The organism is Variovorax sp. AC103, from assembly GCF_979254005.1.
On record NZ_CEEDFC010000001.1, the window covers coordinates 378,446 to 399,695 of the forward strand.

15 protein-coding genes are annotated in these 21,250 nt (G+C 68.2%); 14 read left to right on the top strand and 1 reads right to left on the bottom strand.

The annotated features are described in order from the left end of the window. Positions 1–43: 43 nt before the first annotated feature. From AC0IYU_RS01750 to AC0IYU_RS01770, 5 genes are all read left to right on the top strand, one after another. Positions 44–1,525 (top strand): protein adenylyltransferase SelO, encoded by a 1,482-nt coding sequence (locus AC0IYU_RS01750; RefSeq protein ID WP_472112316.1) that lies wholly within the window; start codon positions 44–46, stop codon positions 1,523–1,525. Beyond that, on the top strand, positions 1,522–1,932 hold the full coding sequence (gene msrB / locus AC0IYU_RS01755) for a peptide-methionine (R)-S-oxide reductase MsrB (protein ID WP_472112319.1): 411 nt from the start codon (positions 1,522–1,524) through the stop codon (positions 1,930–1,932). Before AC0IYU_RS01750 ends, msrB begins: the two co-directional genes overlap by 4 nt. Next, positions 1,929–2,468, top strand: coding sequence for a septation protein A (locus tag AC0IYU_RS01760; RefSeq protein WP_472112321.1), 540 nt, complete (start codon positions 1,929–1,931; stop codon positions 2,466–2,468). Before msrB ends, AC0IYU_RS01760 begins: the two co-directional genes overlap by 4 nt. After that, positions 2,465–2,746: a BolA family protein gene (locus AC0IYU_RS01765; protein WP_435487024.1), complete on the top strand. Its 282-nt coding sequence runs from the start codon at positions 2,465–2,467 to the stop codon at positions 2,744–2,746. Before AC0IYU_RS01760 ends, AC0IYU_RS01765 begins: the two co-directional genes overlap by 4 nt. A 136-nt stretch (positions 2,747–2,882) precedes the next feature. Then, positions 2,883–3,668 (top strand): peptidylprolyl isomerase, encoded by a 786-nt coding sequence (locus tag AC0IYU_RS01770; RefSeq protein ID WP_435440315.1) that lies wholly within the window; start codon positions 2,883–2,885, stop codon positions 3,666–3,668. 81 nt (positions 3,669–3,749) lie between these two features. Here AC0IYU_RS01770 and purL read toward each other — a convergent pair whose 3' ends face one another. Continuing rightward, positions 3,750–7,724: a phosphoribosylformylglycinamidine synthase gene (gene purL / locus AC0IYU_RS01775; RefSeq protein WP_472112324.1), complete on the bottom strand. Its 3,975-nt coding sequence runs from the start codon at positions 7,722–7,724 to the stop codon at positions 3,750–3,752. 236 nt (positions 7,725–7,960) lie between these two features. On the opposite strand from purL, the gene map reads away from it, so the two are divergent. The 9 genes from map (at position 7,961) to bcsB (ending at position 21,244) form a co-directional block, all read left to right on the top strand. Continuing rightward, positions 7,961–8,785, top strand: coding sequence for a type I methionyl aminopeptidase (gene map, locus AC0IYU_RS01780; protein WP_472112327.1), 825 nt, complete (start codon positions 7,961–7,963; stop codon positions 8,783–8,785). Between the two features lie 22 nt (positions 8,786–8,807). Further along, positions 8,808–11,414 (top strand): [protein-PII] uridylyltransferase, encoded by a 2,607-nt coding sequence (locus tag AC0IYU_RS01785; protein ID WP_472112329.1) that lies wholly within the window; start codon positions 8,808–8,810, stop codon positions 11,412–11,414. Positions 11,415–11,504: 90 nt separating this feature from the next. Then, the gene (locus AC0IYU_RS01790) at positions 11,505–12,539 is read left to right on the top strand and encodes a sensor domain-containing diguanylate cyclase (RefSeq protein WP_472112332.1); all 1,035 of its coding nucleotides are present in this window, start codon (positions 11,505–11,507) and stop codon (positions 12,537–12,539) included. After that, positions 12,540–14,621: a sensor domain-containing diguanylate cyclase gene (locus AC0IYU_RS01795; protein ID WP_472112335.1), complete on the top strand. Its 2,082-nt coding sequence runs from the start codon at positions 12,540–12,542 to the stop codon at positions 14,619–14,621. Between the two features lie 178 nt (positions 14,622–14,799). Then, the gene (gene bcsD, locus AC0IYU_RS01800; RefSeq protein WP_472112338.1) at positions 14,800–15,273 is read left to right on the top strand and encodes a cellulose biosynthesis protein BcsD; all 474 of its coding nucleotides are present in this window, start codon (positions 14,800–14,802) and stop codon (positions 15,271–15,273) included. After that, entirely contained in the window at positions 15,270–15,785 is a 516-nt protein-coding gene (locus tag AC0IYU_RS01805) for a hypothetical protein (protein WP_472112341.1), read from the top strand. The genes bcsD and AC0IYU_RS01805 overlap by 4 nt, the downstream gene beginning before the upstream one ends. Before the next feature lies 1 nt (position 15,786). Beyond that, the gene (gene bcsQ / locus AC0IYU_RS01810) at positions 15,787–16,629 is read left to right on the top strand and encodes a cellulose biosynthesis protein BcsQ (RefSeq protein ID WP_472112343.1); all 843 of its coding nucleotides are present in this window, start codon (positions 15,787–15,789) and stop codon (positions 16,627–16,629) included. Further along, complete coding sequence (gene bcsA, locus AC0IYU_RS01815) at positions 16,626–18,794, top strand: UDP-forming cellulose synthase catalytic subunit (RefSeq protein WP_472112346.1); 2,169 nt, start codon at positions 16,626–16,628, stop codon at positions 18,792–18,794. The genes bcsQ and bcsA overlap by 4 nt, the downstream gene beginning before the upstream one ends. Then, the gene (gene bcsB, locus AC0IYU_RS01820; RefSeq protein WP_472112348.1) at positions 18,791–21,244 is read left to right on the top strand and encodes a cellulose biosynthesis cyclic di-GMP-binding regulatory protein BcsB; all 2,454 of its coding nucleotides are present in this window, start codon (positions 18,791–18,793) and stop codon (positions 21,242–21,244) included. The genes bcsA and bcsB overlap by 4 nt, the downstream gene beginning before the upstream one ends. The last annotated feature ends 6 nt before the right edge of the window (positions 21,245–21,250 follow it).

Below are 21,250 nucleotides of genomic sequence, written 5' to 3' on the forward strand. Positions count from 1 at the left end.
CCCGTTCGGCCAGGGGTTTCGTGCTCTGCCGGACAATCCGGGCATGAGCTTGCTTGCTGAAGACACCGAGGTCGCGGACCTGGGACTGCGCTGGAAACCCGGCTTTTCGACCCTGGGCCCCGCGTTTTTCACCGAACTGCGGCCCACGCCCCTGCCCGATCCGTACTGGGTGTGCCGCAGCGACGCCGTGGCGCGCGATCTGGGTCTGCCGGCCGACTGGCACTCATCGGCCAGCACCCTGTCGGCCCTGACCGGCAGCCTGCCCATCGCCGGCACCCGCCCTTTCTCCACCGTCTACAGCGGCCACCAGTTCGGCGTGTGGGCCGGCCAGCTGGGCGACGGCCGCGCCATCATGATCGGCGAGACCGAAGCCGGCCTCGAACTGCAGCTCAAGGGCGCGGGCCGCACGCCCTACTCGCGCGGCGGCGACGGCCGCGCCGTGCTGCGCTCCAGCATCCGCGAATTCCTCTGCAGCGAGGCCATGCACGGCCTCGGCATTCCGACCACGCGCGCGCTGTGCGTGACCGGGTCGGACGCGCGCGTGCGGCGCGAAGAGCTCGAAAGCGCGGCGGTCGTCGCGCGCGTGGCGCCCAGCTTCATCCGCTTCGGCCACTTCGAGCACTTTGCGGCCAACCAGCGGGAAGACGAGTTGCGCGCGCTGGCCGACTATGTCATCGACCGCTACTACCCCGCCTGCCGCACCACCGAACGCTTCGGCGGCAACGCCTACGCCGCGTTCCTGGAAGCCGTGAGCGAACGCACCGCCGCACTGCTCGCGCAATGGCAGGCCGTGGGCTTCTGCCACGGGGTGATGAACACCGACAACATGAGCATCCTCGGGCTCACCATCGACTACGGCCCGTTCCAGTTCCTCGACGGCTTCGACCCGCGCCACATCTGCAACCACAGCGACACCAGCGGGCGCTACGCCTTCAACCAGCAGCCCAACGTGGCGTACTGGAACCTGTTCTGCTTGGCGCAGGCGCTGCTGCCGCTGATCGGCGAGCAGGAAGTGGCCGTGGCCGCGCTGGAGTCGTACAAGACGGTGTTTCCCACCGAGTTCGAAGGCCGCATGCGCGCCAAGCTGGGCCTGGCCGATGCGGCCGAAGGCGACCGCGCGCTCATCGAGGGCGTGCTCAAGCTGCTGGCCGCGGGCAAGGTCGACTACACGATCTTCTGGCGCCGGCTGTCCGACCACATGGCCGGCGGCAACGTCGAGCCGGTGCGCGACCTGTTCCTGGACCGCGAGGGCTTCGACGCCTGGCTGCTATCGTTTTCAGAGCGACACACGACCACTGGGCGCGCGCAGGCGGCCGATTTGATGCGCAGGTCGAACCCCAAGTTCGTGCTGCGGAACCACCTGGGTCAGCAAGCCATCGAAGCAAGTCAGCAAAAGGACCACTCGGGTGTGGCAACCTTGCTGGCCCTGCTGGAAACCCCCTTTGAAGAACATGCCGGCGCCGACGCCTATGCCGGCTTCCCGCCCGACTGGGCCTCCACGATTGAAATCAGCTGCTCCTCATGACCGCTCCCGTTGAAAAGACCGATGCCGAATGGAAAGCCCTGCTCGCTGAAAAAGGGGCCGAGCCGGCCGCCTTCGAGGTGACGCGCCACGCCGCAACCGAGCGCCCCTTCACTGGCAAATACGAAGCGCACTGGGACGACGGCACCTACCACTGCGTGTGCTGCGGTGCCAAGCTGTTCGAGTCGGGCACCAAGTTCGACGCGGGCTGCGGCTGGCCCAGCTTCTCCGAAGAAGCCGTGCCCGGCGCCATCCGGAACATCGTCGACCGCTCGCACGGCATGGTGCGCACCGAGAACGTCTGCGCCAACTGCGGCGCCCACCTGGGCCACGTGTTCCCCGACGGACCCACGGAAACCGGCCTGCGCTACTGCATGAACTCGGCTTCGCTCGAGTTCCAGAAAAAATGAAACTGCTCCTCGACTTCTTCCCGATCCTGCTGTTCTTCGTCGCCTACAAGCTGGGCGACATCTACACCGCCACCGGCGTGCTGATGGCCGCCACCGTGGTGCAGATGGCCATCATCTATGCCATGGAGCGCAAGCTGCAGGCCATGCAGAAGGCCACGCTGGTGCTGATCCTGCTGTTCGGCACGCTCACGCTGGTGCTGCACGACGACCGCTTCATCAAGTGGAAGCCGACGGTGCTGTACGGCGCGATGGCCGTTGCGCTGGCGGTGGCGCTCTGGGCGCTGAAGAAGAACTTCCTGAAGATGCTGCTGGGCCAGCAGCTGGAGCTGCCCGAGCGCGTCTGGGGCCGGCTCAACGTGGCGTGGATCGGCTACTGCCTGTTCATGGCGCTCATCAACGGCTACGTGGCGGCGTACTTCACGACCGAGGCCTGGGTCAACTTCAAGCTCTGGGGCTATGCGTTTCCCATCGTCTTCCTGGTGGCGCAGGGCCTGTACATCGCGCCCCACCTGAAAGAAGACAAGCCCACCGCATGACGACCAGCATGACCATCCCCCTGCCGACGGTGGCAGCCCTCGAAGCCGCGCTGCGCGACGCACTGGCGCCGACGCAGCTCGAGGTGATCGACGAAAGCGCCGCGCACGCGGGCCATTCGGGTGCCAATGCGGAGGGCTTCGGCACGCATTTCCGGGTGCGCATCGCCTCCCCGGCGTTCGACGGAAAGCCCCGCGTGGCGCGGCATCGGCTTGTGTATGATGCCCTCCAGGTTTTTATCGCACAGGGTCTGCACGCCATCGCCATCGAGGTGCTCTGAGTCTTTCCACGGAAACGCACGCCGAATGTGCCGTGATTCCGGGCTCCCCTTCTTTGCCGCTCTTCCGTCCCTCTCCGCTTTCTTTCACGCGCGTTTTCCTACACGCGCATTTCCTTCCCAGCTCGATATTCATTCCATGAAAAAACAAATCTTGCAGGCCGTCGCGGCCGCAGTGCTGCTCGGTGCCACGTCCATGTCGGCTCTGGCGCAGAACGCAGCCATCGTGAACGGCAAGCCGGTGCCCAAGGCCCGCATGGACGTTCTGGCGCAGCAACTGGCAGCCGCAGGCCGCCCGGTGACGCCTGAAATGCAGAGCCAGCTGCGCGAGGAAATCGTGGCGCGCGAAGTGTTCATGCAGGAAGCGCAGAAGCAGGGCCTTGACGCCAACGAGGACTACAAGAACCAGCTCGAACTTGCACGCCAGGCCATCCTGATCCGCGCGCTGTTCGAGAACTACCGCAAGACCAACCCCGTGTCGGACGCAGACGTGAAAGCCGAGTACGACAAGTTCGTGGCGGCCAACGGCGGCAAGGAATACAAGGCGCGCCACATCCTGGTGGAAACCGAGGACCAGGCCAAGAAGATCATGGCCGACCTGAAGAAGGGCGCCAAGTTCGAAGACATCGCCAAGAAGCAGAGCAAGGACCCGGGTTCGGGCGCCAACGGCGGCGACCTCGACTGGGCCAACCCCGCCAGCTTCGTGCCCGAGTTCTCGGAAGCCATGATCAAGCTCAAGAAGGGCGAGACCACCCCGGCGCCCATCAAGACCCAGTTCGGCTATCACATCATCCGCGTGGACGACATCCGCCAGGCACAACTGCCGAAGCTGGAAGAAGTGAAGCCGCAGATCACGCAGCAGCTGCAACAGCAGCGCCTGCAGAAGTACCAGGAAGACCTGCGCGCGAAGGCGAAGGTCGAATAAGCCTCGGCTTTCTTCTTTCCCATGAAAAAACGGCCCGCGGGCCGTTTTTTCATGGGGGCTGCCGCAGCAGCCTTCGGATGGTCAGCCCACCCACTTGCGCGCATTGCGCCAGATCTGCATCCACGGGCTCAGCTCGCTGCGGTCGCCCGGCGTCCAGCTCATCTGGATGTTGCGGAACACGCGCTCCGGGTGCGGCATCACGGCGGTGAAACGGCCGTCCGGCGTGGTCACCGAGGTGAGGCCACCCGCGCTACCGTTCGGGTTGAACGGGTACTGCTCGGTCGGCTGGCCATGGTTGTCGACGAAGCGCATCGCCGCGATGGCCTGGGCCGCATCGCCGCGGTGCTTGAAGTTGGCGTAGCCCTCGCCGTGCGCCACCGCGATCGGCAGGCGGCTGCCGGCCATGCCTGCGAAGAAGATGCTGGGCGACTCGAGCACCTCGACCATCGACAGGCGGGCCTCGAAGCGCTCGCTCTGGTTGGTGGTGAAGCGCGGCCAGGCTTGCGCGCCCGGAATGATGTCGGCCAGCTCGGCGAACATCTGGCAGCCGTTGCACACGCCCAGGCCGAAGGTGTCTTCGCGGCCGAAGAAGGTCTTGAACTGCTCGGCCAGCTTGGGGTTGAAGGTGATGCTGCGGGCCCAGCCGATGCCGGCGCCCAGCGTGTCGCCGTAGCTGAAGCCGCCGCAGGCGACCACGCCCTTGAAGTCGGCCAGGTCCGCCCTGCCCGTCTGCAGGTCGGTCATGTGGACGTCGAAAGCCTCGAAGCCGGCCTCGGTGAAGGCGTAGGCCATCTCGACGTGCGAGTTGACACCCTGCTCGCGCAGGATGGCGACCTTGGGGCGCGACAGGAGGATGGCGGGGGCAGCAGGTGGCACCGGCGCGTTCGGCAGGAAGACGTGCATGCCCGGGTCGTTCGGCACGCCGGCAGCGGCGTGCTCGGCGTCGGCGCAAGCCGGGTTGTCGCGCTCGCGGGCGATCTTCCAGCTGACCGAGTCCCACACCTGGTGCAGGTCGTGCAGGCTGGCGCTGAACACCGACTTGGCGTCGCGCCAGACTTCGAGCTTGCCCTTGCCGGCGTCCATGGTGGAGCTGACCGGGCGGGTCTTGCCGACGAAGTGGCTGTGGGCGCTGAGCCCGTGGGCGCGCAGCAGCTGCATCACGTCGTTGCGCTCGGCGGTGCGCACCTGCAGCACCATGCCCAGCTCTTCGTTGAACAGCGCCTTGAGCGTGAGCTCCTCGCGCCGCGCGCTGACCTGCTGCGCCCAGTTCTTGGCGTCGCCGGTTTCCATGCGGCTGTCGGAAATGCCGTCGCCTTCGGTGACCAGCATGTCGACGTTCAGCGCCACGCCGACGTGGCCGGCAAAGGCCATTTCGCAAGCGGTGGCGAACAGGCCGCCGTCGCTGCGGTCGTGCATGGCGAGGATCTTGCCGTCGGCGCGAAGCGCGTTCACGGCATTCACCAGCGCGACGAGCTTCGCCGGCTCGTCCAGGTCGGGCACGGTGTCGCCGCTCTGGTTGAGCGTTTGCGCCAGGATGCTGCCCGCCATGCGGTGCTTGCCCTGGCCGAGGTCGATCAGCACGAGCGTGGTGTCGGCCTCTTCGGCGTCGAGCTGCGGCGTGAGCGTGCCACGCACGTCGGCCAGCGCGGCGAAGGCGGTGACGATCAGGCTCACGGGGGACGTGACCTTCCTGGCTTCGTCGCCCTCTTTCCACTGCGTGCGCATCGACAGCGAATCCTTGCCGACCGGAATCGACACGCCCAGCGCCGGGCACAGTTCCAGGCCCACGGCCTTGACGGTTTCGTACAGCGCGGCGTCTTCGCCGGGCTCGCCGCAGGCCGCCATCCAGTTGGCCGATAGCTTGACGCGCGAGAGTTCGATGGGCGCGGCCAGCAGGTTGGTGATGGCCTCGGCCACGGCCATGCGGCCCGAGGCCGGCGCGTCGAGCGCGGCCAGCGGCGTGCGCTCGCCCATGCTCATGGCTTCGCCGGCAAAACCCTTGTAGTCGGCCAGCGTCACGGCGCAGTCGGCCACGGGCACCTGCCATGGGCCGACCATCTGGTCGCGGTGGCTCATGCCGCCCACGGTGCGGTCGCCGATGGTGATGAGGAAGCGCTTGGAGGCGACGGTCGGGTGCGCGAGCACGTCGATGGCGGCCTTCTGCAGGTCGACGCCGGTGAGGTCCAGCGGCTTGAAGCTGCGGGTCACGGCCTTGACGTCGCGGTGCATCTTGGGCGGCTTGCCGAGCAGCACGTCCATGGGCATGTCGACAGGCTGCACATTGGCGCCTTCGTCGGCTACCAGCAGCTGGCGCTCTTCGGTTGCCACGCCGACCACCGAGAACGGGCAGCGCTCGCGCTCGCAGAAGGCCTTGAACTGTTCGAGCGATTCCGGCGCGATGGCCAGCACATAGCGCTCCTGGCTCTCGTTGCACCAGATTTCCTTCGGTGCCATGCCCGACTCCTCGAGCGGCACGGCACGAAGGTCGAAGCGCGCGCCGCGGCCGGCGTCGTTGGTCAGCTCGGGGAAGGCATTGCTCAGGCCGCCCGCGCCCACGTCGTGGATCGCCAGGATGGGGTTGGCGGCGCCCTGCTGCCAGCAGTGGTTGATGACTTCCTGCGCGCGGCGTTCGATCTCGGGGTTGCCGCGCTGCACCGAGTCGAAGTCGAGCTCGGCCGCGTTGGCGCCGGTGGCCATCGAGCTGGCGGCGCTGCCGCCCATGCCGATGCGCATGCCGGGGCCGCCGAGCTGGATCAGCAGAGAGCCGGCCGGGAACAGGATCTTCTTGGTCTGGGTGGCGTCGATGCTGCCGAGGCCGCCCGCGATCATGATGGGCTTGTGATAGCCGCGCTGCACGGTGTCGAGGTCGCTCGCCACCGTCTGCTCGTATTCGCGGAAGTAGCCCAGCAGGTTGGGACGGCCGAACTCGTTGTTGAACGCGGCGCCGCCCAGCGGGCCCTCGGTCATGATCTGCAGCGGGCTGGCGATGTGCTCGGGCTTGCCGTAGTGGCCATCTTCGGGCCAGAGCTTGGACACGGTGAAGCCGGTCAGCCCCGCCTTGGGCCTGGAGCCGCGGCCGGTGGCGCCTTCGTCGCGAATTTCGCCGCCCGCGCCGGTCGAGGCGCCGGGAAACGGGGAAATGGCGGTCGGGTGGTTGTGCGTCTCGACCTTCATGAGCACATGGGTCAGCGCGCTTTCCTTGCCGTAGCTCTGCGATCCCGAGGCCGGAACGAAGCGCTCGATGGTGCCGCCTTCCATCACCGAGGCGTTGTCGGCGTAGGCAATGACCGTGTGCTGCGGGTTCTGCTTCTCGGTGTGGCGGATCATCGAGAACAGGCTTTGCGGCTGCGCCTTGCCATCGATGGTGAACTGGGCGTTGAAGATCTTGTGGCGGCAGTGCTCGCTGTTGGCCTGTGCGAACATCATGAGCTCGACGTCGCTGGGGTTGCGGCCCAGGCGGGTGAAGGCGTCGACCAGGTAGTCGATTTCGTCGTCCGCCAGCGCCAGGCCGAAGCCGGTGTTGGCCGCGACCAGCGCCGTGCGCCCGCCGGCGAGCACGTCGACCTGCGCCATCGGCTGGGCCGGCAACTCGCTGAACAGGCTGGCCGCCTGCTCCACGGTGGCCAGCACCGATTCGGTCATGCGGTCGTGCAGCGGAACGGAGGCGGCCGCCAGGGCGTCGCCTTCGAGCACGGGGGCCTTGCCGATCAACGGCGACTTGAGCTTCAGGTGGTATTGGGTGACGCGCTCGACCCGGCGCAGCGCCAGGCCGCAGTTGTGGGCGATGTCGGTGGCCTTCGAAGCCCAGGGCGACACGGTGCCCAGGCGGGGCGTGACCACCACCGAAGTGCCCGCCTTGGCCGGCGTCTCGAAGGGTTCGCCATAGGTCAGCAGCGCGGCGAAGCGCTCGCGGCCGGCCGCATCCAGCGCGGCGTCGGTGACCACCAGGTGCACGAAACGGGCCGAAATGCCCTCGATGCGCGGCTCGATGGCCTGGAGCTTCGGCAGCAGTTGCCGCGCGCGGAAGTCGCTGAGCGCGCTGCCGCCCTCGAACATGGTTACGACAGGAAGGGCTTGAGGTGCGGGCTGCGTCACGGTCGATGGGGCCTCGGGGGCCGCGTTGGGAATCAAGGAATCGAGGCGGGTGGCCGCTGACTGGGGCCATCCGCGTTAACCCGGGATTTTAGGCCATCGCCGGCCGTCCCAAGGGGGCCGCGCCCCCCGGGGGGCAACGGGGACACGAAGTGCCCCGCGTCGGGGGCAGGTTCATCGGTCGATGGGATAATTCGGGGATGAGCATTAACTACAAAGACGCTGCGGGCATCGAAGCCATGCGGGTCGCATGCCGCCTGGCCTCCGAGGTACTGGACTACCTCACACCCCTGATCAAGCCCGGCATCACGACCAACGATGTCGACCGGCTGGCCGCCGAATACATGGTCAAGCAGGGCACCACCTCGGCCACGGTGGGCTACATGGGCGCCAGCAGCGTGCCCTTTCCGAAGTCGCTCTGCACCTCGGTCAACCACGTGGTCTGCCACGGCATTCCCAATGACAAGCCCCTGAAAAAGGGCGACATCATGAACGTCGACGTGACCGTCATCAAGGACGGCTGGTTCGGCGACAACAGCCGCATGTACGTGATCGGCGACGCCTCGATCGCGGCCAAGCGCCTGTGTTCCGTCACTTTCGAGGCCATGTGGCACGGCATCCTGCAGGTGCGCCCCGGCGCGCACCTGGGCGACGTGGGCCACGCGATCCAGAAGTTCGCCGAAGGCCAGGGCTTCTCGATCGTGCGCGAGTTCTGCGGCCACGGCGTGGGCCAGCGCTTCCACGAAGAACCCCAGGTGCTGCACTACGGCCGCCCGGGCACCATGGAAGAGCTCAAGCCCGGCATGATCTTCACCATCGAGCCGATGATCAACGCCGGCAAGCGCGACGTGAAGGAAGACTTCAAGGGCGGCCAGTACGACGGCTGGACCATCGTCACGCGCGACCATTCGCTGTCGGCCCAGTGGGAGCACACGGTGCTGGTCACCGAGACCGGCTACGAGGTGCTCACGCTGTCGGCAGGGAGCCCGCCGCTGCCCTCCTTCGTCACCTCGACCAAGACCTGACGCGCAAGCGCACGGCCCGCTCGTGATCGAAGCAGCCAAGATCGACGTGGCGACGCTGCGCGAAGCCTATCGCGCGAAGAAGCTCGCCCTCTTCGACACCCTGCGCTTTGCGCGCGCGCCCACGCGCAGCGTGCACACGGTGCTGCGCCAGCTCTCGGCGCTGGCCGACCAGACGCTGTGCTCCCTGTGGCGGGACGCCGATTTCGGTGAATCGCTGACGCTGGTTGCCGTGGGCGGCTTCGGACGCGGCGAGCTGTTCCCGTACTCCGATGTCGACGTGCTGCTGCTGCTGCCGCCCGAAGGCCATGTCAGCGAGATCGACCCCGCCCGCATCGAGGCCTTCATCGGCCACTGCTGGGACGCCGGGCTCGAGATCGGCTCCAGCGTGCGCACCGTCGAAGAGTGCCTGTCGGAGGCCGAGAAGGACGTCACCGTCCAGACCTCGCTGCTCGAGGCCCGCCTGATCGCAGGCGACAAGAAGCTGTTCACTGCGTTCCGCCGCCGCTTCACCCGCGCCATCGATCCGCAGGCCTTCTTCGTGGCCAAGTCGCAGGAAATGCGGCACCGCCACCAGAAGTTCGACAACACGCCCTACGCGCTGGAGCCCAACTGCAAGGAATCGCCGGGCGGCCTGCGCGACCTGCAGACCATTCTCTGGATGACCAAGGCCGCCGGCTTCGGCAGCCGCTGGGACGACCTGGCCAAGAATGGCCTGGCCACCTCGTTCGAGGCGCAGCAGATCAAGCGCAACGAGGCCCTGCTCTCGCTCATTCGCGCGCGCCTTCACGTGATTGCCAACCGCCGCGAAGACCGCCTGGTGTTCGACCTGCAGACCGCCGTGGCGGCCAGCTTCGGCTACGAAGGCGAGTCGCAGCGCAAGTCGAGCGAGGCGCTGATGCGCCGCTACTACTGGGCGGCCAAGGCGGTGTCGCAGCTCAACCAGATCCTGCTGCTCAACATTTCCGAGCGCCTGCAGCCCAGCGCCGAGCAGCACACGCCGATCAACGAGCGGTTCTACGAGCGCGCCGGCCTGATCGAGATTGCCAGCGACGACCTCTACGAGCGCGAGCCGCACGCGGTGCTCGAGACCTTCCTGCTCTACCAGAAGACCATCGGCGTGCAGGGCCTGTCGGCGCGCACGCTGCGCGCGCTGTACAACGCGCGCCACGTCATGGACAGCAAGTTCCGCAACGACCCGGTCAACCACGCGACCTTCATGCGGATCCTGACGCAGCCCTACGGCATCACGCATGCGTTCCGGCTGATGAACCAGACCTCGGTGCTGGGGCGCTACCTGCGGGTGTTCCGCAGCATCGTGGGGCAGATGCAGCACGACCTGTTCCACGTGTACACGGTGGACCAGCACATCCTGATGGTGCTGCGCAACGTGCGCCGCTTCTTCATTGCCGAGCATGCGCACGAGTACCCGTTCTGCTCGCAGCTGGCGGCCGGTTGGGACAAGCCCTGGATCCTGTACGTGGCCGCCCTCTTCCACGACATCGCCAAGGGCCGCGGCGGCGACCATTCCACCCTGGGCGCGCGCGACGTGCAGCGCTTCTGCAAGCAGCACGGCATCGCCCGCGAGGACGCCAGGCTCATCGAGTTCCTGGTGGCCGAGCACCTGGTGATGAGCCAGGTCGCGCAGAAACAGGACCTGAGCGACCCCGAGGTCATCGGCACCTTCGCCAGGCGCGTGGGCAACGAGCGCTACCTGACCGCGCTGTACCTGCTGACCATCGCAGACATCCGGGGCACCTCGCCGCGCGTGTGGAATGCCTGGAAAGGCAAGCTGCTCGAAGACCTGTACCGCTACACGCTGCGCGCGCTGGGCGGGCGCATGCCCGATCCGGACGCCGAGGTCGAGTCGCGCAAGCGCGAGGCGCTGGTGCTGCTCGCCCTGCACGCCCAGCGCTTCGAGGCGCACAAGGCGCTGTGGGACACGCTGGACGTGGGCTACTTCATGCGCCACGACGCCACCGAGATCGCGTGGCACGCCAAGCAGCTCTCGCGCTTCGTGCCGCCGCGCAACGTGCCGATCGACCCGAAGGCGCCGCCCATCGTGCGCGCGCACCTGTCGCCGGTGGGCGAAGGCCTGCAGGTGGTGGTCTACACGCCCGACCAGCCCGACCTGTTCGCGCGCATCTGCGGCTACTTCGACCAGTCGTCCTTCAGCATCCTGGACGCCAAGGTGCACACCACCAGCAACGGCTACGCGCTCGACACCTTCCAGGTGGTCACCACCTTCCTGCCCGACCACTACCGCGACCTGATCAGCATGGTCGAGTCGGGCCTGGGGCACACGCTCACCGAAGCCGGCGCCCTGCCTGCGCCCAGCATGGGGCGCGTGTCGCGCCGGGTGCGCAGCTTTCCGATCAAGCCGCGCATCAGCCTGTTGCCGGACGACAAGGCGCAGCGCTGGCTGCTCAACATCTCGGCCAGCGACCGGGCCGGCCTGCTGTACTCGGTGGCCCGGGTGCTGGCGCGCCACCACCTGAACCTGCAGCTGGCCAAGGTCACGACCCTGGGCGAGCGGGTGGAAGACACCTTCCTCATCAGCGGCCCGGAGCTCCAGGGCCAGAAAACGCAGCTCGCGATCGAGACCGAATTGATGGAAGCGTTGGCGTCCTGAGCCCCCCCGAATCCGGTCGGCGCAACGGTCGCCGGGGTTTTAGTGCAATCAAAGGTTAACCATTGCGCTATCACCGTCAAAATACAGGGCATGGAATCTCTGATTGAACGGCTTTCCGACTCGGTCTCTTCGGCCAAGACGCTCGAAGACCTGGCGCGCCCGATGCTCGAAATGCTCGAAGCGGTCACGGGCCTGGAGTCGACCTACCTCACGACCATCGACCTGGACAAGGGCCTGCAGCGCGTTCTCTTCGCCCGCAATGCCGGGGCCATGACGATCCCCGAGGGCCTGTCCGTGCCCTGGTCCGACACGCTGTGCCGGCGCGCCCTGGAAGAAGGCCGCCCCTACACCGACGACGTCGCCACCCGCTGGGGCGACTCCGATGCGGCACGCGAACTGGGCATCCGGACCTATGTGAGCACCCCGGTCCGGACCGACGGCAGCGACCTTTACGGCACCCTGTGCGCCGCCAGCGGGGCAACGCGGGCGCTGGCGCCCCATGCGGAGGCCGTGCTCCGGCTTTTTGCCAAGCTGATCGCCCAGCAGGTCGAGCGCGAAATGCTCGTCCTCGAGCTCAGGCAGGCCAACGCCGAGCTGGCCGCCCACGCCTCGACCGACGCGCTCACGGGGCTGCCCAACCGCCGCAGCCTGCTCGACACGCTGCGCCGCCTGCTCGCCCACGGCGAGCGCGAGGGCCGCAGCGTGCTGGTCGGCTTCATCGACATGGACGACTTCAAGAAGATCAACGACACGCACGGCCACGACATCGGGGACGAATTCCTGTCCGCCATGGCCGGGCGGCTGTCGGCCTCGCTGCGGGCGAGCGACGTGCTCGCGCGCTTCGGCGGCGACGAGTTCGTGGTGGTCGGCACCGGCCCTGCCCACGACGAATCGCCGCGCACCGCCGCGCGGGCGCTCGCCGACCGCCTGGGCGAAGGCTCGATCGGCGAGCTGCGGCTGAACCAGACCATGCTCGACTACGGAGGTGCCAGCGTGGGCGTGGTGGCCGTCGACCCGCGCACCACGTCCGCCGAAGAGGCCTTGCGGCTGGCCGACGACGCCATGTACGCCGTCAAGCGCAGCCGCCGTGCCGCGACCGGCGCAAGGGAAGCGTCGTCCGCCTGAATGAACACCCGCCTGGTACGTCTCGAAAACGCCCTGGGTTCGCTCAAGGCGCGCATCACGATGGGCGGGATCATGGCCCTGGTGCTGGGCATCGGCGTGATCACCACCGTGCTGGTGCAGCGTACCGAGCACGACCTGCTGGAGGCGCAGCGCCAGCGCGAGATCGGCGAGGCGGTGCGCACTGCGGCGCTGCTGGGCCACAAGGTGATCCAGCTGCAGCGCGGGCTGCAGTCGGTGGGGCAGGTGCTCGACGAGACCCTGCTCGACGACCCGGCTGCGCTGAACGCCTTCATGCGCGACAAGCCGATGCTGCAGAACTTCTTCGCCACCATCTACGTTGCCGGCGAGGACGGCCAGGTGCGCGTGATGGTCGACGAAAAGGGGGTCTACCGGCCCGAGCTGAACGTGCGCGACGGCGTCAACTTCCGCCGCGCGATGGCCGAAGGACGCCCGGTCGTCGGCGAGCCGATGGTGGGCCCGATCACCGGTGAGCCGATCGTCGTGTTCACCCAGCCGTTGCGCAACCGCAAGGGTGTCTTCGGCGTGCTCGCCGGCACGCTGCGGCTTTCCAGCCGCGACCTGCTCGCCGGCGTGACCGAGGCACAGGAAAGCGACAGCGGCGCGCTGATGGTCGTCACCGATGCGCAAGGCAAGATGCTGACGCACCCCGACTGGCGGCGGCTGATGCGGCCGATCACCGACGAACCCCGGCTCGCGCAGGCTTTCAAGGAATGGCAGGCCATGGGCAGCCCGGTCGAGTCGCAAGGGCTCTTGCTGGCCCAGCCGCAACAGATCGCCAGCGTGGCCGGTGTGCCCGGCCCCGACTGGATGGTGTGGCGCGCGCGCGCCGAAACCGAGGTGCTCGCCCCGGTCAAGGCGGCCCGCCAGCAGGCCATGGCATGGGCGGCCAGCCTGGTCGCCCTGGTGTCCGCCGGCATGTTCCTGACCCTGTGGTGGCTGCTGCAGCCGCTGATGCTGCTGGAGCGGCGCGCACAGCACATGTTCGACGGCGCCATGCGCCCGGAAGACGGCTGGCCCAAGGCCGACGGCGAGATCGGCCATCTCGGCAAGGTGCTGCGCGACGTCGGCGTGCAGCGCGCCGAGCTGGAGCGCCTGAACGGCGAAATGATCAGCAAGCTGCGCTCGGTGATGCGCTCGGCGCCCATCGGCATCGCGTTCATCCGCGACCGGCGCTTCGAGCTGGTGAGCGACGAGTTGTGCCGCCTGCTCGCCTACGACGACCAGGACCTGCTGGGCCAGCCGGTCGACCTGATCGTGGTGCCGCCGGAAGACGACCAGCCCGCGCTGGCGGCGCTCGAGAAAGAGGCGTTTGCCAGCAGCAATTCGTACGTGGGCGAATGCCGCATGCAGCGCGGCGACGGCACCCGGTTCTGGGCCCGGCTGCGCAGCCGGCCGGTGGATTCGGAGCACACCGACTTCGGCTCGATCTGGACCGTGCTCAACGTCGACGAGCAGCGCAGCGCCCGCAAGGCGCTCGAATGGTCGGCCGCCCATGACGGGCTGACCGGGCTGGCCAACCGCCAGCGCTTCGACCAGCATGCCCAGCGCCTGATCGATGCGCGGCCGCTGTCGCTGCCGGCCGCCATGGTGTTCATCGACCTGGACCACTTCAAGCAGGTGAACGACACCGGCGGCCACCTCTCGGGCGACGCCATGCTGCGCGCGGCGGCCGCGGCCATCATGTCGCGGGTGCGCTCCAACGACCTGGCCGCACGCATCGGCGGCGACGAGTTCGCGCTGCTGCTGGAGCAATGCACGCACGAGGCGGCGGTGCGCGTGGCCGAGGACATCGTGGCCTCGATCTCCGCCATTGCACTGCCGTGGATGTCAGGCAGCCTGCACGTCGGCGCCAGCATCGGGGTGGCCAGTCTGGCGGCCGAGATCGATTCGGTGGAAGACTGGATCTCGGCGGCCGATGCCGCCTGCTATGCCGCCAAGGCGGCGGGCCGCGGCGTGGTGCGCGCAGGCCTGGCGCCGCGCCCACACGTCGCAGCGAAGCGCGTCGAGGACGGCGCCGAAAAGACCGCCGAAAAAAGCGCCCAAAAGAGCACCGACGACTGAATGCGAATCCGCAAGGGGTGTCACGCCGTATGGGAGGCGTAGGATTTGTGCATTCGTTGGCAAAAAGCGGGGACAGCATTCCCAGCCGTCCCGCAATTCATACAGTCCGCCGCTCAAAATGCGACGAAAAGTTCGCATTTGTTGCCAACCGTTATTCGATCTCAGAGAATGCACCGACATGGACACTGGCGCGACGTTTATTCAGTATTACGAGAGGAACTCCTGCAGTGCGCAATGGCTGGAATTCAACCGCGGTCTGGCTGCAGAGCTGAGCGCCGGTTTGCCGCCCGAGGACCTGAAGCAACTCTTCTTCCGTATCGGCCAGCGTCTGGCGCATGCCCTGCCGGTGCCTCATTGCGCCACGCTCGATGAGCTGCAGGACCACTTCAATGCGCGCTGGGACGGCATCGACTGGGGCTTCACCGTGCTGAGCGAAGACGCGGACGGCGTGGCCATCACCCACGCCTGCAGCCCCATCGCCGTGGCGTTCGGGCCCGACGCCACCGACTGGAGCACCGGCTTCTTCGAAGGCGTGTACCAGGCATGGTTCGATTCGCAGCACATGCCTCCCGAGCTGAGGGTGCAGGCGCTGCCCCCCGATGTGCAAGCCGGCCCCCGCATCGACCTGCGACTGTCCAAGGCGGTCGCATGAGCAACGCCGACGAACCGACCCCCGAAGACATTGCCGGGCTGTTCCGCAAGTTCGGCGGCGACGCCCATGGCTACAGGGAATTCGCGCCGCCCGAGGCCGAGGGTGAAGCGCCCCGCGCCTGGGCCTTGCTATCGGGCGAGAAGATCTCGCACCCCCCGGTGCAAGCTGCCTTGCCGGCGGCGCCTGTGCCTGCCCCCGCGCCTGCTCCCGTGGCACCCGCACCTGTCGCGCCCCCGGCCTGGGCGCCAGCGCCTCTGCCGGCACCGGTCGCGGCGCCGGCGCCCCTGTTCGCCGCGCCGCCGGCCCGCATCGAACCCGTGCTGGCGCCGTTGCACGCACCGCAACCGCTGAGCGCGCCGCCGGCCCGACCCGCCGCCGCACCCACCGCTGCATTGGCCGCCGCGCCCGGCGCCGCAAGCACTCCGCTCCAACAGCTGTTCGAGCGCCTGGTCTCCCCGCAGCCCCCAGCCGCGCCGCCCGGCCCCATGTCCCGCTGGCGAAGGCCGACGTGACATGGTCGTCATCCCTGTCATTTCATCCAAGGGCGGCGTAGGCAAGACCACGGTCACGGCCAACCTGTGCACCGAGCTCGCGCAGCGCGGCCGCCAGGTGCTCGCGATCGACCTCGATCCGCAGAACGCCCTGCGCTTTCACATTGCCAGCGAGCCGCAGGCCTGCGACACCGGACTGGTCGAGGCCGCCACCGGCCTGATGCCCTGGGCCCGCGCCATCCGCCCGGCGCATGGCGGCGTCATGCTGCTGCCCTTCGGCGACGTCGACGACGAGCGGCAGATCGCGTTCGAACAGCAACTGGCCCGCAGCCCCGGCTGGCTGGCCGAGACGCTGGCACGTTTCGGCCTGCCCCCCGACATGCTGGTGGTGCTCGACACCCCGCCCGGCCCGTCGGTCTACCTGCAGCAGGCCCTGCGCGCGGCCCATTTCAGCGTGGTGGCGGTGCTGGCCGATGCCGGTTCGTTCGCCACCCTGCCGATCATCGAACGCATGCTCGACAAGTACGCCCGCCCGCGCGCCGACTACTTCGGCACCGGCTACGTGGTGAACCAGGTCGACCCCGGCAAGCGCCTGAACCACGACGTCTTCGAAATGCTGCGCCAGAAACTGCGCCCCGACCTGCTCGGCGTGCTGCACCTGGACCAGGCCGTGCCGGAGGCGCTGGCCTCGGCGGTGCCGGTGCAGCGCTACGCGCCCATGAGCCAGGCCACGCAGGACATTGCCTCGTGCACCGAGCGGCTGCTCGAGCGCGTCGATGCCGGGCGGCACCGGCAACGGCTGGCGCACGAACAAGAACAAGCCCAAAACCCGTTTTCTCCGCGGAACATGGAACAGACCCGATGAAAAGCGCCTCGCCCGGCCCGCAGGAGCAACCCGCCCCGCGCCCTGCCCCCGCCTTGCTGCGCCTGCTGCCGGTGCGCATCGCCGGCTGGCTCGTGGCGCTCGTGCTGCTGCCCGCGCTGATCATCGCGCCCATGACCTTCGAGCAGCAGATCGTGCTGTCGGTGGGCATCTTCGCGGCGGCGCTCATCACCAACCGGATTCGCGGTCGTTTCGCCGGCCTGGTGCTGATCTTCCTGTCGGTGGTCGTGTCCTCGCGCTACACCTACTGGCGCGTGACCGAGACCATGTTCATGGACAACCCGGTCGACCTGATGCTCGGCCTGGGCCTGCTGATGGCCGAGGTGTACGCGTTCGTGGTGCTGCTGCTGGGGTACATCCAGACCGCCTGGCCGCTGGAGCGCAAGCCGGTGCCGCTGCCGGAAGACCCGGCCGAGTGGCCCACTATCGACCTGTTCATTCCCACCTACAACGAGGCGCTGTCGGTGGTGCGCTCGACCGTGCTGGCGGCGCAGTCGATCGACTGGCCGCGCGACAAGATCAAGATCTTCGTGCTGGACGACGGCCGGCGCGACGAGTTCCGCGTGTTTTGCGAAGACGTGGGCGTGACCCATGTCACGCGCGACAACAACCGCCACGCCAAGGCCGGCAACATCAATGCCGCGCTGAAGAACACCACGGGCGAGTTCGTCGCGATCTTCGACTGCGACCACATCCCCACGCGCTCGTTCATGCAGATCGCCATGGGCTGGTTCGGGCGCGACCCCAAGCTGGGCATGGTCCAGCTGCCCCACTATTTCTTCTCGGCCGACCCATTCGAGCGCAACCTCGACACCTTCGGCACGGTCCCCAACGAAGGCGAGCTGTTCTACGGCCTGATCCAGGACGGCAACGACCTGTGGAACGCCACCTTCTTCTGCGGCTCCTGCGCGGTGCTGCGCCGGACCATCGTGGAAGAAGTGGGCGGCATCGCGGTGGAAACCGTGACCGAGGACGCCCACACCGCGCTGAAGATGCACCGCCGCGGCTACAGCACGGCCTACCTGGCGCTGCCGCAGGCCGCCGGCCTGGCCACCGAAAGCCTGTCGGGCCACGTGGGCCAGCGGATTCGCTGGGCGCGCGGCATGGCGCAGATCTTCCGCATCGACAACCCGCTGTTCGGGCGCGGCCTGCACTGGGCGCAGCGCCTGTGCTACGTGAACGCGATGCTTCACTTCCTGTACGGCCTGCCGCGGCTCATCTACCTGACCGCGCCTCTGGCCTACCTGTACTTCGGCGCGAGCGTGATCCATGCCTCGGCGTCGATGATCTTCGCCTTCGCGCTGCCGCACATCCTGCACGCCAACCTGACCAACAGCCGCATCCAGGGGCGCTTCAGATACCTGCTGTGGAACGAGGTGTACGAGGCGGTGCTGGCCTGGTACATCTTCCGCCCCACGCTGGTGGCGCTGATCAACCCCAAGCTCGGCAGCTTCAACGTGACGGCCAAGGGCGGCCTGATCCAGAAAGAGTATTTCGACAGCACCATCGCCAAGGCGAGCCTGGTGCTGCTGGCGCTGAACTTCGTGGGCGTGTGCCTGGGCGTGTGGCGCCTGACCTGGGTCGACCCGCAGAACATCGCCACCGTGTGGCTGAACCTGGCCTGGACGATCTACAACCTGATGATCCTGGGCGCCTGCGTGGCCGCGGCCAACGAGTCGCGCCAGCTGCGCGGCGCGCACCGCGTGGACCTGGTGCTGCCGGCCACGCTGTACTTCGCCGACGGCCGCTCGCTGCGCTGCAACACCTTCGACTTCTCCAGCGGCGGCCTGGGCGTGGAGCTGCCCGAAGACCTGAAGCTCGACCTGGAAACCCCGGTGCAGGTGGCGCTGTACCGCAACGACCAGGAGTCGCGCTTCGCCTCCACCGTGCGTTTCAGCGCCGGCAAGCGCCTGGGCCTGCGCTTCGCACCGATGAGCTTCGCGCAGGAGCGCGCGCTGGTGCAGTGCACCACCGCGCGCGCCGACATCTGGGCGGCCCGCTGGGGCAACCATCCGCGCGTGCCCATCCACCGGGTGCTCGGTCACATCATCAGCATCAGCGGCACAGGTTTTCGCGACATGTTCAGCCATTACTACCGTGCGGCCGCCTCGCGGCTGCGTCCCGTCAAAGCCAAGGAATCCACGTGACGACCACCCAGCGCGCGCACCGTCGCGCCGTGACCCCTGCTCGCGTGGCTTCCCGCTCGCTTTCGCAATCGCCCGCCGGCGCCACGCTGCTGACGGTGGCTCTTCTGGGTGCTTTCGCTGCTTTCGCGGGCAGTGCCCGCGCCCAGCCGCGCCCGCTGGCGCCGCCGCCCTCGACCAGTGCGCAGGCCCCGGCCGTTGCGGCGGCCGCGCCGGCAGCGCAGACCGCGCCGACCGCGGCCGCATCGCGCGCATCGGCTGTGCCGCCGGCTCCCGCCACCGTGGCCGCCGGTGCGCCTGCCGCCAGCCCGGCCGCCGGCGCTGTGCGCGAATTCAACCTCACGCAGCTGGGCATCGACTACGCGGTGCAGCTGCGCGGCATCAGCGGCACGGTGGGCATTCCGTTCAACGTGCGCGCCGACGAGTTGGTCACGGCCGCCTCGTTCAAGCTGAACTACGCCTACTCGCCCTCGCTGATTCCCGAGCTGTCGCACCTGAAGGTCACGGTGAACGACGTGCTGGTGGCCACGCTGGCCGTGAACCGCGCCGACGCGGGCAAGCCGCAGACGGCCGACATTCCGATCGACCGGCGCCTGATCACCGAGTTCAACCGCATCAACGTCGAGTTGATCGGCCACTACACGCGCGAGTGCGAGGACCCGGCCCACACCAGCCTGTGGGCACGCATCGACGCCACCAGCACGCTGAAGCTGACCGTGGCGCCGCTGAAGCTCACGAACGACCTGGCCACGCTGCCGCAGCCCTTCTTCGACCGCCGCGACGTGCGGCGCGCGCGCATTCCCTTCGTCTTCGGCGCGCCCGCGGCGGGCCCGGTGCTCGAAGCGGCCGGCGTGCTGTCGTCGTGGTTCGGCTCGCTGGCCGACTACCGCGGCGCGACCTTTCCGGTGTCCAGCGGCGAACTGCCGAACGGCCATGCCGTGGTGTTCGTCACGCCCGAGTCGAACATTCCCGGCCTCACGCTGCCTGCCATCCAGGGCCCGGCGCTGGCCGTGGTCGACAACCCGCAGGACGTCTCGGGCAAGCTGCTGCTGGTGATGGGGCGCAACCCGGCCGAACTGCGCACGGCCGCCGCCGCGCTGGCGCTCAACAGCAAGGCCTTTGCCGGCGCGCAGGCCGCGGTCACCGCGTTCCAGGAGCCGCCGGCGCGCAAGCCCTATGACGCGCCGCGCTGGATCCCGAGTGACCGCGCGTTGCAGCTCGGCGAGCTGACCACCGCCGCCGACCTGTCGGTGACCGGCTACAACCCCGACGTGGTGCGCGTCAACCTGCAGTTGCCGCCCGACCTGTTCACCTGGCGCAGCCGCGGCATTCCGCTCGACCTGCAATACCGCTACACGCCGCGCGTGCGGCCCGACCAGTCGACGCTGAACGTCAACGTCAACGACAACTTCATCGGCGGACTGCCGCTGCGCTCGGCCAACCCGGCCGGCGACCGCTGGTGGAACCCGCTGGCCGTGAAGCTGATGCCCGACGGCACGCTGGCAGAGAACAAGGAAATCATCCTGCCGCCGCTGGCCATGGGCGCGCGCAGCCAGCTGCGCCTGCACTACTACTTCGAACCGGTGGGCGGGCGCTGCGTGCCGCAGCTTGACAACGTGCGCGGCTCGATCGACCCGACTTCGAAGATCGACGTGTCGGGCTTCCCGCACTTCATCGCAATGCCCGAGCTGGCGGCCTATGCCAACGGCGGCTTCCCGTTCTCGCGCATGGCCGACCTGTCGGACACCGCCGTGATCCTGCCGGACCAGCCCGACAGCAACGACACCGAGACCTACCTGGGCCTGCTCGGCCAGATCGGCCGCTCCACGGGCTACCCCGCGCTGCGCGTGAAGGTGGGCCGCTCGGGCGAGGCGGCGCAATGGGCCGACAAGGACCTGCTGGTCATCGGCAACCTGCAGAGCCAGCCGCTGTTCACGCAGTGGGCGGACAAGATGCCGCTCAAGCGCAACGGCAATGCGCCGGAGCTCAAGCTCAACAGCTGGATCGACAACGCCGTCGACTTCGTGATCGGCGCGCGCACCCGCGAGGACTTGCCCGGCGCGATGCAGATCGCGGTGAGCGACGACGGCCGCGACGCGGTGCTGGCCGGCTTCGAGTCGCCGCTGCGCAGCGGGCGCAGCGTGATCGCCGCCATCACCACCGCGGGCTCGAAGGAAGCGCTGCTCAACGCGCTCATGACGCCCGACCTGCTCAAGAGCGTGCAGGGCAGCATGACCATCGTGCGCGATACGCAGGTCAACAGCGTGCTGGGCGGCGACACCTACTACGTCGGCCGCCTGCCTCCCATCGCCTGGGTGCAATGGAACCTGTCGCGCAGCCCGCTGCTGCTGGGCGCGCTGGTGATCGTGCTGGCCCTGCTGGGCGCGGCCGTGTCCTATGCGGGCCTGCAACTGCGGGCGCGCCGTCGCCTGTCGGTCAACAAGGCCAAATAATCTCTT

Bases quoted from the DNA above. Each gene is read 5' to 3' on its own strand.
- AC0IYU_RS01750 (WP_472112316.1), top strand. From the start codon at position 44: ATGAGCTTGCTTGCTGAAGACACCGAGGTCGCGGACCTGGGACTGCGC.
- msrB (WP_472112319.1), top strand. From the start codon at position 1,522: ATGACCGCTCCCGTTGAAAAGACCGATGCCGAATGGAAAGCCCTGCTC.
- AC0IYU_RS01760 (WP_472112321.1), top strand. From the start codon at position 1,929: ATGAAACTGCTCCTCGACTTCTTCCCGATCCTGCTGTTCTTCGTCGCC.
- AC0IYU_RS01765 (WP_435487024.1), top strand. From the start codon at position 2,465: ATGACGACCAGCATGACCATCCCCCTGCCGACGGTGGCAGCCCTCGAA.
- AC0IYU_RS01770 (WP_435440315.1), top strand. From the start codon at position 2,883: ATGAAAAAACAAATCTTGCAGGCCGTCGCGGCCGCAGTGCTGCTCGGT.
- purL (WP_472112324.1), bottom strand. From the start codon at position 7,724: ATGTTCGAGGGCGGCAGCGCGCTCAGCGACTTCCGCGCGCGGCAACTG.
- map (WP_472112327.1), top strand. From the start codon at position 7,961: ATGAGCATTAACTACAAAGACGCTGCGGGCATCGAAGCCATGCGGGTC.
- AC0IYU_RS01790 (WP_472112332.1), top strand. From the start codon at position 11,505: ATGGAATCTCTGATTGAACGGCTTTCCGACTCGGTCTCTTCGGCCAAG.
- AC0IYU_RS01795 (WP_472112335.1), top strand. From the start codon at position 12,540: ATGAACACCCGCCTGGTACGTCTCGAAAACGCCCTGGGTTCGCTCAAG.
- bcsD (WP_472112338.1), top strand. From the start codon at position 14,800: ATGGACACTGGCGCGACGTTTATTCAGTATTACGAGAGGAACTCCTGC.
- AC0IYU_RS01805 (WP_472112341.1), top strand. From the start codon at position 15,270: ATGAGCAACGCCGACGAACCGACCCCCGAAGACATTGCCGGGCTGTTC.
- bcsQ (WP_472112343.1), top strand. From the start codon at position 15,787: ATGGTCGTCATCCCTGTCATTTCATCCAAGGGCGGCGTAGGCAAGACC.
- bcsA (WP_472112346.1), top strand. From the start codon at position 16,626: ATGAAAAGCGCCTCGCCCGGCCCGCAGGAGCAACCCGCCCCGCGCCCT.